Raw genomic sequence first — 11865 nt, 5'->3', positions numbered from 1 at the left:
GGGTGCCACCCCCAGTTGGGGCCTGAGGCAAATTGACGACCATGAGAAGTTGCCAATTCGATCCGACCGTGGCTATGGTGAGTTCATGTGACGGACTTAGGTTCTGTCAGGCGGAACAGCGGAGAACTAACCCGGCTGATTCTCAACGAGGAGGAAACGATGAAGGCACCTGCGGATGAACTGGTTTCACCGGTAACGAACGACCTCACCTTGCCTGCGGGCATCCGGATGGTGACGGGTCACGGCGACCTGCCGGCCGTCGAGGTCGCCCTGCCCGCTGCGACCGCCCTCGTCTACCTGCACGGCGCCCACGTCGCCCAGTGGACTCCGGCCGGGCAGAAGCCCGTGCTGTGGATGAGCGAGCACAGCGCCTTCTCGCCCACCGCGGCCCTCCGCGGCGGCATCCCCGTGTGCTTCCCGTGGTTCGGACCGAACCCCACCGACTCCACCGCCCCCAACCACGGCTGGGCCCGCATCTCGCCGTGGACCCTCACCGCGGCCGTCGTCGTCGGCGCCGATGCGGTCCTCACCTTCGAACTCGCCGGCGCGCACCGCGACGCGGCCGGCGTGGCCCAGCCCGTGTCTCTGCGCTACACGATCACCATCGGGGCCACGCTCGCGCTCGCCCTCACCGTGCAGAACGACGGCACCGCGCCAGTGTCGGTGGAGGCCGCCTTCCACACCTACTTCGCCGTCGGTGATGCCCGCCAGACCCAGCTGCTCGGCCTCGCCGACCTGCCCTACCTCGACCGCACCGTCACGCCGCCGATCACGGCCAGCTCGGCCCTGCCTGTGGCCGTCGTCGGTGCCGAGATCGACAGGGTCTACCCGATGCCCCGCGTCGTGACCATCGACGACGTCCAAAACGCACGCCGAATCCTGGTGGGCGACACCGACGCGGCCCAGACCGTGGTGTGGAACCCGGGCGTCGCCAAGGCCGCCGCGATGGGCGACTACGGCGACGCCGAGTGGAGCCAGACCGTCTGTGTCGAGGCCTGCAACGTGCGCGACCAGGCCATGGTCCTGGCTCCCGCCGGCAGCCACCGGATGGGCGTCACCATCACGCTCGCACCGCAGAACACCCCGAACGACCAGACAACAGAGGAACCGACCGTCATGGAACGACTGACCAGTGCCATCCACCCGACCACGGCATTGCCCACCAGGGCGATCCAGTTCGGCGAGGGCAACTTCCTCCGCGCCTTCGTGGACTGGCAGCTGCAGCAGATGAACAAGCAGGGCCTGTTCAACGGCGGCGTGAAGATCGTGCAGCCGCTGGCCGGCGGTCTGGTGGCCATGCTCGAGGAGCAGGACAACCTGTACACGGTTCTGCTCGAGGGCAAGCAGGACGGCGAAGAGGTGCAGACCCATGAGGTCATCACCCTGGTCAACGGCACCGTCAACCCGTACACCGACTACGACGCCTACCTCGACCTCGCCAACGACGATGACATCGAGTTCATCTTCTCCAACACCACGGAGTCGGGGATCGTCTTCAGCGCCGACGACCAGCTGACCGACCGGCCGCACGCCAGCTTCCCCGGCAAACTGACAGCCCTGTTGTTCCGCCGGTTCGAGCTCGGCAAGAAGGGCTTCACCCTCATTCCGTGCGAGCTGATCGAGCACAACGGCGACAAGCTCAAGGAAACCGTCCTGGCCACCGCCGCGCACTGGGAGCTCGGCGACGCGTTCGTGCAGTGGGTCAACACCAGCAACACCTTCTACTCCAGCCTCGTCGACCGGATCGTGCCCGGCTACCCCAAGGACCGCGCCGAGGAACTGTGTACCCAGTTCGGCTTCGAGGACCGCCTGATCGTCAAGGCCGAACCCTTCCTGCTCTGGGTCATCGAGGGCCCGGCCGAGCTCACCGAGACCCTGCCGCTGGCCAAGGCCGGGCTCAACGTCACCGTGACCGACGACATGACCCCGTACCGCGAGCGCAAGGTGTTCCTGCTCAACGCCCCGCACACCACCATGGCCACCCTCGCCCGCCTCGCCGGTGTCGAGACCGTGCGCGACGTGATGCTCGACGCCGACTTCGGCCCGCTGGTCGACAAGGTGATGTACGAGGAGATCATGCCGGTGCTGGACCTCCCGCACGACGAACTGGCCGCATACGCCGAGTCGGTCAAGGAACGCTTCGAGAACCCGTTCATGCACCACGAACTCGCCGCGATCGCCCTGAACACCGCCTCCAAGTTCAAGAGCCGCCTCCTGCCGGTGCTGCTGGGCTTCCACACCGCCAACGGCACTCTCCCGCCGCGGATCACCCTGGCGCTCTCGGCCCTGCTGCTCACCTACAGCGGCGACGCCGCTGTCACCATCACCCCGGTCGACAGCGCCGAGACCATCGCCACCTTCCACGCCGCCTACGCTGCTGCCGCCGAGAACACGGAGGCCTACGTGGCCGCGATCCTGGCCGACACCGCCCTTTGGGGCGCCGACCTCAGTGCCGTCGACGGCCTCGTCGACCGGGTCGCGGCGGGCTTTGACTCCCTGCGGGGCCGCGGCGTGCGCGCCACCATCGCCGACCTCGCCGTCCGCGCCTGAACACCACCAACCTCCACACACACACAAAGGACCGCAGATCATGCTCCTCAACGACGACTTCCTGCTCGGCACCGACATGGCGAAGAAGCTGTTTCACAACCACGCCAAGAACATGCCGATCATCGACTTCCACTGTCACCTCAGTCCTCAGGAGATCTACGAAGACCTGAACTTCGCCAGCATCACCGAGGTGTGGCTGAAGGGCGACCACTACAAGTGGCGCCTGATGCGCGCCAACGGCGTGCCGGAGAACCTCATCACCGGCGACGGCGAAGACTTCGACAAGTTCTACGCCTGGGCCGGCACCGTCGAGAAGGCCCTCGGTAACCCGCTCTATGTGTGGGCGCACCTCGAACTGAGACGCTTCTTCGACATCGACCTGACGCTGAGCCGCGAGACCGCCCGTGAGATCTATGACCGGGCCAACGCCCTGCTGGCCACCGCGTCGTTCTCGCGCCGCAGCCTGATCCGTTCCAGCAACGTCACCGCGATCTGCACCACCGATGACCCTGCCGACGACCTGCACTTCCACGAACTGCTGAAGAGCGAGAAGGCGTTCACCGTCGTCCCGGCGTTCCGCCCCGACAAGGCCATGAACATCCACGCGGCCGGCTTCGCCGACTACCTGGTGACGCTCGGCGCCTCCGCGGGCGTTCGGATCGGTACCTTCAGCGACATCGTCGCCGCGCTCACCGCCCGGGTGGACTTCTTCCACTCCATGGGTGGTCGGCTGTCCGACCACGCCCTCGATATCGTCGTGTACGCCGAAGCCACCGAGGCCGAGCTCGACACGATCGTCGCCACCGCCATCGCCGGCGGCACCCTGACCGCGACAGAAAACGCCCAGTACCGCACCAATGTGCTCAAGGCGCTGATGCGCATGTACCACGTGAAGAACTGGACCATGCAGCTGCACCTGCACGCCCTGCGCAACACCAACCAGGTGATGCTCGGCAAGCTCGGCCCGGACACCGGCTACGACGGCATGAACGACCGGGCCATCGCCGAACCGCTCGCCGCGCTGTTCGACTCGATGGAGTCGGAGGACTCCATCCCGCGCACCATGCTCTACTCGCTGAACCCGAACGACTACCTGGTCCTGGCCACCCTGATGGGCTCCTACCAGAAGGAGACCGTTCAGAAGATGCAGCTGGGCAGCGCCTGGTGGCACAACGACACCCGCAACGGCATGCGCCTGCAGCTGTCCACCTTCGCGGAAGAGAGCCTGCTGTCGAACTTCGTCGGCATGCTCACCGACTCCCGCAGCTTCCTCTCCTACCCGCGGCACGAGTACTTCCGCCGGGTCCTCTGCGAACTCGTCGGCGAGTGGGCAGAGATCGGCGAGGTCCCCGACGACGAGGCGGTCCTCGGCCAGATGGTCGAAGACATCTGCTTCAACAACGCGAACAACTACTTCGGCCTCTAAGCCAGGCCGGTTCCCGCACCACAGCTATCCAGCACCCCCCTAAGACAAGTGAAAGAGTGTATGTGAGTCATGGCTATTGATAATGGTATTGACGTCGGCGCAGCTGCCGGCCCTGCCGGCCAGGCCGGTTCGACCGCCACCGCCCCGGTCATCGAGCGCATTTCCACCAAGGAAAAGGTCTCATACGGGTTCGGTGACTTCGGCAACGGGTTCATGTTCGACCTGGGCCAGTCGTACCTGACCAAGTTCTGGATCGACACCGCCGGTATCGCCGCCGGCGTCGTGGCCCTGATCTTCTCGCTCGCCAAGATCTTCGACGCGTTCATGGACCCGATCGCCGCCGCCTACATCGACAGCCGCAAGTTCGGCAAGCGCGGAAAGTTCCGCCCGGTGATGATGGTCTCCTCCATCCTCCTCGGCGTGATGACCGTCGTCACCTTCACCATGCCCGACGTCAGCATGGGTTGGAAGATCGCCTACGCCGCCGCCACCTACGCCATCTGGGGCCTCATCTACTCCTTCACCAACGACCCGTACGGGTCGCTGGCGTCGGTGATGACCCGCAACATCAAGGACCGCGCCCAGCTCGCCACCACCCGGCAGGCGGGCTCGCTCGGCGCCCAGTGGATCTGCGGCTTCGCGTTCATCCCGATCATGATGGTGTTCGGCGGCATGACCGGCGCCAACTACATGTGGGCATCCGCCGTCTTCGCCCTGATCGGCATCGTCTCGTTCTACGTCTGCTACCGGGGCACCAAGGAACGCGTCTACGTCAACCGTGCCGTGGGCTTCGAACAGAACGGCATGAAGGACTACGCCAAGGCGATCTTCACCAACCGTCCCCTGCTCGGCCTGGTGCTGATGACCCTCTTCACGATCTCCGCAATGAACGTGAACAACATGATGATGATCTTCTTCGCCGAGTACAACCTCGGCAACATCGCCCTGCAGCCCATCCTCAACCTGGTGATGATCGGTGCCTCCATCGTGGGCATCATGTTCGTGCCCCGCCTGGTCGGCCGGTTCGGCAAGAAGCGCACCGCCATGGGCGGCTTCATCATCGGCGTCATCGCCAACGGCCTCAACTTCATCATCCCCACCAACCTGTGGACCTTCATGCTCCTGGTGACCATCGGCTACATGGCGTTGGCCATCCCGAACGCTGTCACCTGGGCCTTCGTCTCCGACACCATCGACTACGGCGAATGGCACACCGGGGTGCGCAAGGAGACCATGACCTACGCGGCCTTCAACTTCTCCCGCAAGATCGCCCAGTCCATTGCCGCCCTGGTGGGCGCCGGGATGCTCGCCGTCACCGGCTACATCGCCCAGGGAGCCACCCAGTCGGAGGAAACCCTCTTCGGTATCAAGGCCGTGATGACCCTCTACCCGGCCGTCGCCCTCGCCCTGGCCGCCGTGATCGTCTACTTCCTGTACAACCTGTCCGACGACAAGTACACCTCCATCGCCCACGACCTCGAAGCCGGTCGCTGGGAAAAGGGCATCATCGGTCAGCCGTAAACCCGACCGTCACGCACAACAGCAGCACCTAACGAATCGATTCCCATGTCACACATTGAAAGCATCCAGGCCGGTACCTCCGTGCTGGTCATGGCCGAAGGCGACGACGTAGCCGTCGCCCTCCGGGACCTCCAGCCCGCAGAAGCGCTCGCCGTGGGGGACACCGTCCTCACCGTCACCACGCTGGTGCCGAGCGGCCACAAGATCGCGCTCACCGACATGAGCGTCGGAGCCACCGTGCACAAGTACGGCCAGTCCATCGGGGTCGCCACCGCCCCGATCAGCCGCGGCGAGCAGGTGCACAGTCACAACATCGGCATGGACCTCGCTGCTCGCACCCACGAATTCGGCACCGTGCACACCGACCTGCCGGTCCCGGCGGAACGTCGTTTCTTCGACGGCTTCCGCCGGGCCGACGGCCGGGCCGGAACGCGTAACTACATCGCGATCCTCACTACCGTCAACTGCTCAGGCACCACGGCGAAGCTCATCGCCGACAGGTTCCGTGGCGACGCCCTCGACAAGTTCGAGAACGTCGACGGTGTCATCGCTCTCACCCACCAGAGCGGCTGCGGCCTCGTGCTCGAGAGCGAAGGCGCGCAGGTTCTGCTGCGCACGCTCAACGGCTACGCCCGTCACCCCAACATCGCCGGCGTGCTGATGCTCAGCCTCGGCTGTGAGATGACCCCCACCAGCCTGGTGCTGGCCGAGGGCACCCTGCCCGGTGACACCGTCGTGGAGAGCCTCTCGATTCAGGAGACCGGCGGCATGCGCAACACCGTCGCCGCCGGCGTCGAGAAGATCCTCGCCCTGGCCGAACAGATCAACACCCGCCGCCGCGAACCGATCGACATCTCCGAGCTCGTGCTCGGGCTCAACTGCGGTGGCTCGGACGGCTACTCCGGCATCACGGCCAACCCGGCCCTGGGCTGGGCGTCCGACGTTCTCGTGGCTCACGGCGGAACATCCGTTCTGGCCGAAACCCCGGAGATCTACGGTGCCGAACACCTGCTCACCGCCCGCGCCACCACCTCGGCGGTCGGCCACAAGCTGATCGACCGGATCGACTGGTGGGAAACCTACATCCACGCCAACGGCGGCACCATGGACAACAACCCCTCCCCGGGCAACAAGGCCGGCGGCATCAGCACCATCCTGGAGAAGTCGCTCGGCGCCGTGGCCAAGGCCGGCCACGCCGACCTTTCTGCGGTCTACGAGTACGCGGAGCCGATCGACACGCGGGGCCTGGGCTTCATGGACACCCCCGGCTACGACCCGGTCTCGGTCACCGGCCTGGTCGCCGGCGGCGCCACCGTGGTGGTCTTCACCACCGGGCGCGGTTCGGTCTTCGGCTGCAAGCCCACCCCGAGCATCAAGGTGGGCACCAACACCGAGCTGTTCCTGCGTCAGGGCGACGACATCGACATCGATGCCGGCCGCATCGCTGACGGCACGGCCACCGTCGACGAGGTCGGCGCCGAGATCCTCGACATGATCATCGCCGTCGCCAGCGGCAAGCAGACCGTGAGCGAAGAATTCAACGTCGGCCAAGAAGAGTTCGTGCCGTGGCACATCGGGGCCGTGACGTGATGGGCGGCCACCGAACCACGCTCGAGCAGCCCACTGTCGTGTGCTTCGGCGAGACGATGGGTATGTTCACGCCCACCAGCTCGATGCCGCTCAACACCGCAGACGGCTTCACCCTGGGCACCGGTGGCGCGGAGTCCAACGTCGCCATGCACCTGGCCGAGTTGGGCCACCGGGTCGCCTGGGCCAGCACTGTGGGCGCCGACCCCGTCGGCACCAAGATCATCGACGCCCTGGCCGCCGCCGGCGTCGACACTCGGTGGGTCGGCCGCACGGCCGACGCACCGACCGGGCTCTACCTCAAGGAGCCCGACACCGGCAGTGGAGCACACGTGTTCTACTACCGCCAAGGCTCGGCGGCATCCACGCTGAAGATCGCGGATGCCGCCGTCTGGCCGCTGGCCGGGGCCCGGTGGATTCACACCACCGGGATCACCCCCGCCTTGTCGGCGAGCTGTTCCGCACTGGTGGAACACGTGCTCGACCACGCCGCGGAATGGAACGCGACGGTCTCGTTCGACATCAACTTCCGCCCGGGTATCTGGTCGGTGCAGGAGGCCGCACCCCGCTTGCTCGCCCTGGCGCGGAAGGCCACGGTCGTGCTGGTGGGTCTCGACGAAGCCGCCGTGCTCTGGGGATGCGTCACCGCCGCCGACGTGCGCGCCCTGCTGCCCGACCTGCCCTACCTGGTGGTGAAGGACTCGTCGATCGACGCCACCGAGTTCGCCCGGCAGGCCGACGGCACCGAGATCATCACCACGGTCCCGGCCCGCAAGGTCGAGGTCGTCGAACCTGTCGGCGCCGGCGATGCCTTCGCGGCGGGCTACCTGTCCAGCCTGATCCTCGGCGTTCCGTCCGCCGAATGCCTCGAACGCGGCCACTCCCGCGCCGCGTGGGCGCTGGGCAGCCGCGAGGACTTCCGTCCTGGCCTCGGCCAGCGCATGTCGGCCGACGACACCACCACCCTTGAATCCGTGCCTTCGAACTGAGGAGTTCAGCATCATGACCGCAGTCACCTCCACCCTCCAGCCGCTCGAGACCACCCAGTGGTTCCCCGGCGCCTTTTTCAGGGTCCCCGTCATCGCCGTCTTCCGTGGCCTGTCAGCCGCCGAAGCCGTGCGCCTGTCGGTGCGCGCCTGGGACGCCGGCGTTGAACACGTCGAAATCCCGATCCAGACCATCGACGCCGTCCCTGTGCTGCAGGCCGTCGCCGACGCCGCCGCCGAGCGCGGCCTGGTCATCGGTGCCGGCACCGTGACCACCATGGAGCAGCTCGACGCCGCCACGGACGTGGGCGTCGCGTTCACGGTTTCGCCCGGGCTGGACCCCGCGATCATCGCCGAGAGCGTGCGCCGTGGAATCCCGCACCTGCCCGGCATCGCCACTGCCACCGAGATCCTGCAGGCCCGCGCCCTGGGCCTCACCTGGGTCAAGGCCTTCCCGGCATCCCTGCTCGGCGCGGCCTGGGTCAAGGCGCAGAAGGGGCCGTACCCCGAGACGAACTTCATCGCCACCGGCGGTGTCACGGCGCTGAACGCCCCCGATTTCCTGGCCGCAGGCACCAGCGTCGTCGGCCTCTCCGGAGCCTTCGCCGACGACGCCCAGCTCGAGCTGGTGCGCGCGCTGATCGCCGGCGTCCGCTAACAGACCCGCTGCTCCACCGGGGGCCCCATGACCAGCCGGTTGTGGGGCCCCTTTGTGCGGTTGCGGGACCTTCGTCACCTGTCGCCAGTTGGTAGGCTGGGCTTAGACATGAGGGGGCGTCAGGTGCGGGTAGCTCGGCGTGACACCGATCTTCGGCTGGTCGGTGACCGCTGGCTGATCTGGGCCGTCTTCGTGCTCGTGGCCGCATACACGACCGGGCTTCTGCTGCACGGCGCCGGCCCCAACCCCCTGGTCGACACCTGGCTGGGCGAGCTCACCCAGTGGGTTCCCGTCGTGGTGTTCTGGATCGCCACTCTGCGCACAGGGTTCACCCGGGGCGACGTGATCTTCGCCACTCTCGCCGTGACGTTCAACGCGGCGGCAGATACCTACTACGTCGTGGCGATGGGCGCCGGCGGGGAACTCCCGTTCCCGTCCCCGGCCGACCTGGGCTACCTCTTGTTCTACCCGCTGATGCTCGCCGCCCTGATCGTGCTCGTGCGCAGCCAGATGCGCGGACTGGCCTGGTCGGTGCTCCTGGACAGCGCGGTCGGCGCGATCGGGTCTGCCGCCGTCCTGACCGCCCTGCTCGGCCCGGTACTCGCGTCGGCGATCGATGAGTCCGCTGTCTTCGCCACCGCTGTGGCGGTGGCCTACCCGGTCTTCGACCTGCTCCTGGTCGCCGCGGTCGCCGGCATCGCCGCGGCACCTGGGCTCACCGTGGGCCCGCGCTGGGTCTTCCTGGTCGGCGGACTCGTGGTCTTCGCCGCCGCCGACGTCGTCTATGCGCTCCTGGAAGTGAGCGGGACCTACACTGTCGGGCTGCCCCTCGACGCCGCCTGGGCCCTCGGCCTGGCCCTCATGGCAGTGTGGGTCGACGCGGCGGGGCGGCCGCACACAGGCCCGGCGCTCGCTGACAAGAAGACCCCGGCCCTCTTCGTGCCGGCCGTCGCCGTCGCGGCCGGGCTGGGTGTCCTCATTCTCGGCACGCAGATCGTCCAGCCCGTTCTCGCCATCGTCCTGGCCAGCCTCACGGTGTCCCTCGCCGCGATCCCGCTCGTGTTCCGGCAGCGGTTGCTCCGCCGGCAGGCCCGCACCGACGACCTCACCGGCCTGCCCAACCGGCGAGCCCTCTACGCGGATGCGCCGGCGCTGCTCACCCTGCACAGGGTCGCAACCCGGCAACGACACAGCGCCCTGATGCTGCTCGACCTCGATCGGTTCAAAGAGGTCAACGACAGCCTCGGGCACGACGTGGGCGACGGCCTGCTGGTGCAGGTGAGCAGGCGCCTGGCGGCGGCGCTCCCGGACGACGCCAGGCTGAGCCGCCTCGGCGGCGACGAGTTCGCCATCCTGCTCCCGAACGCTGGCGAGGCGGAGGCCACGGCCGTGGCGCTCAGACTGCGTGACGCGCTCGCTGCGACCTTCACTCTCGACGGTCTCTCGGTCCAGACCAGCGTCAGCATCGGTATCGCCCTGTTCCCCGAGCAGGGCCACGACCTCGGCGACCTGCTGCGCCGCGCCGACATGGCCATGTACAAGGCCAAGTCCGGCCGGCTGGGCCACCACCTGTACCGATCCGAAGACGACAGCCACGGAGACACCAGGCTCCGCACCCTCCAGGAGCTGCGCACGGCACTCAGCGACGACCAGCTGGTGGTGTATTACCAGCCGAAAATCGATCTGCAGACCGGCGAGGTCAGCGGGGTCGAGGCGCTCGTTCGCTGGGAGCATCCGACCCGCGGGCTGCTGCTGCCCGAAGCCTTCCTCGACCTCGTCGAGGAGGCCGGGCTGATGCACGCGCTCACCCGGATCGTGCTGACCAAGGCGCTCAACCAGGCCGTGCTCTGGCGGGCGGCGGGCCAGAACCTCACCATCGCGGTCAACATGTCGGCAAGTTCCCTCGTGAACGTCGACCTCCCCGAGGAGATCGTGCGCATGGTCGTCGTGCGGCAGCTGCCGCCGTCGGCCCTGATGCTCGAGGTCACCGAGGACTTCCTGATGAGCGACAGGGCCAGGGCCAGAACCATCCTCACCCGGCTGCGCGAAGCGGGAATCCAGATCGCGGTCGACGACTTCGGCACCGGCTACAGCTCGCTGTCTTACCTGCGCGATCTGCCGATCGACGAGCTCAAGCTGGACAGGTCATTCGTGCTGCCGATGGCCGACGACGCGCGCGCCGCCTCGCTGGTGGCCTCCACTATCGACCTGGCCCACAGCCTGGGCCTGCGCATGGTCGCCGAGGGCGTTGAGAGCGGGGTGGCCTACGACGAACTGGCCAGGTATGGGTGCGACCACGCGCAGGGCTTCTTCATGTCGCACCCCGTGCCCGCCCTGGAACTCGACACCTGGTTGGCGACCCGCCGCGACCTGGAACCCGAGACCACCAACCAGCTCTGACGCTGGGTACGGCCTCCGAGTCAGACCACGTCTGATCGGGCCTGCGTGTTACCCAGCGCCCTGTCCTTGAGCAGCGCGTACTCACCCTGGGTGATCGCACCGGAGTCGAGCAGGTGCTTGGCCTGGGCGATGTCCTGCGCGGGATTGCTGCCGGCGACCGACCGGATGTACTCGTCGGTGTTCGCCCGCTCCTGCATGCCGGCGCTGACCTGACGTTCGGCCATGCCCTTGCCACGGGCGATGACATACACGAGCACCGTCAAGATCGGCACGAAGACCATGAACAACAGCCACGCCGCCTTGGCCCAACCGTTCAGGGTGCGATCCCGGAACACGTCGATGATCACAGCGAAGAGTGCGAACAGGTAGGACACGAACACGAATGTCCAAAAGAAGAATCCGATGAAATCCCAGAAATTAGACCAGAAACTCATGGTCGGCACCTTTCTCTGTAACGTCTGGTCGAGGTCCTCCCGCTGCGTGCGCAGCGCGTCACAGTCCCCGGCTGGTATTCACGGTAATCACACAGGCCCGTTCTGGATCACCCGGAACGGGTGAGAACGGGCGGGGCGATTTTCGAAGCCGGGGTGAGGCCGGGCCGGCGATGGACCACTCGAATGCCCCAGTCCGTGGGGCATCCGGCCCGGAACCGGCGATCCCGCTGGGCAACGTTTGGTGGACGGCTAGGCTGGGCGCAACCGGCATGGGTGCGGCGCCGGAACGACTGTGGGGGAGTG

The 11865-nt window shown here is 67.0% G+C and carries 8 protein-coding genes; 7 read left to right on the top strand and 1 reads right to left on the bottom strand.

The window, feature by feature from the left end; all coding sequences use genetic code 11:
- Positions 1 to 159 precede the first annotated feature (159 nt).
- From ACEN2M_RS13985 to ACEN2M_RS13955, 7 genes are all read left to right on the top strand, one after another.
- Entirely contained in the window at positions 160 to 2550 is a 2391-nt protein-coding gene (locus ACEN2M_RS13985) for a tagaturonate reductase (RefSeq protein ID WP_441648749.1), read from the top strand.
- 40 nt (positions 2551 to 2590) lie between these two features.
- Positions 2591 to 3976, top strand: a complete 1386-nt coding sequence (gene uxaC, locus ACEN2M_RS13980; RefSeq protein ID WP_441648748.1) for a glucuronate isomerase — start codon at positions 2591 to 2593, stop codon at positions 3974 to 3976.
- 69 nt (positions 3977 to 4045) lie between these two features.
- A complete protein-coding gene (locus ACEN2M_RS13975; protein WP_441648747.1) occupies positions 4046 to 5497 on the top strand; it encodes a glycoside-pentoside-hexuronide (GPH):cation symporter in 1452 nt (483 codons plus the stop codon).
- A gap of 45 nt (positions 5498 to 5542) precedes the next feature.
- Positions 5543 to 7087, top strand: a complete 1545-nt coding sequence (locus ACEN2M_RS13970; RefSeq protein ID WP_441648746.1) for a UxaA family hydrolase — start codon at positions 5543 to 5545, stop codon at positions 7085 to 7087.
- Entirely contained in the window at positions 7063 to 8073 is a 1011-nt protein-coding gene (locus tag ACEN2M_RS13965; RefSeq protein ID WP_441648745.1) for a sugar kinase, read from the top strand. Before ACEN2M_RS13970 ends, ACEN2M_RS13965 begins: the two co-directional genes overlap by 25 nt.
- Before the next feature lie 13 nt (positions 8074 to 8086).
- Positions 8087 to 8728 (top strand): bifunctional 4-hydroxy-2-oxoglutarate aldolase/2-dehydro-3-deoxy-phosphogluconate aldolase, encoded by a 642-nt coding sequence (locus ACEN2M_RS13960; protein WP_441648744.1) that lies wholly within the window; start codon positions 8087 to 8089, stop codon positions 8726 to 8728.
- A 108-nt stretch (positions 8729 to 8836) separates the two neighbouring features.
- Positions 8837 to 11128, top strand: coding sequence for a putative bifunctional diguanylate cyclase/phosphodiesterase (locus ACEN2M_RS13955; protein ID WP_441648743.1), 2292 nt, complete (start codon positions 8837 to 8839; stop codon positions 11126 to 11128).
- Positions 11129 to 11148: 20 nt separating this feature from the next.
- Here ACEN2M_RS13955 and ACEN2M_RS13950 read toward each other — a convergent pair whose 3' ends face one another.
- The gene (locus ACEN2M_RS13950; protein WP_441648742.1) at positions 11149 to 11562 is read right to left on the bottom strand and encodes a PLD nuclease N-terminal domain-containing protein; all 414 of its coding nucleotides are present in this window, start codon (positions 11560 to 11562) and stop codon (positions 11149 to 11151) included.
- Positions 11563 to 11865 lie beyond the last annotated feature (303 nt).

Origin of the sequence: Cryobacterium sp. W22_MBD10_FK3 (assembly GCF_052113745.1) — a bacterium.
Classification (GTDB): Bacteria; Actinomycetota; Actinomycetes; order Actinomycetales; family Microbacteriaceae; genus Cryobacterium.
This window is presented reverse-complemented; position numbering and strand designations above follow the sequence as displayed.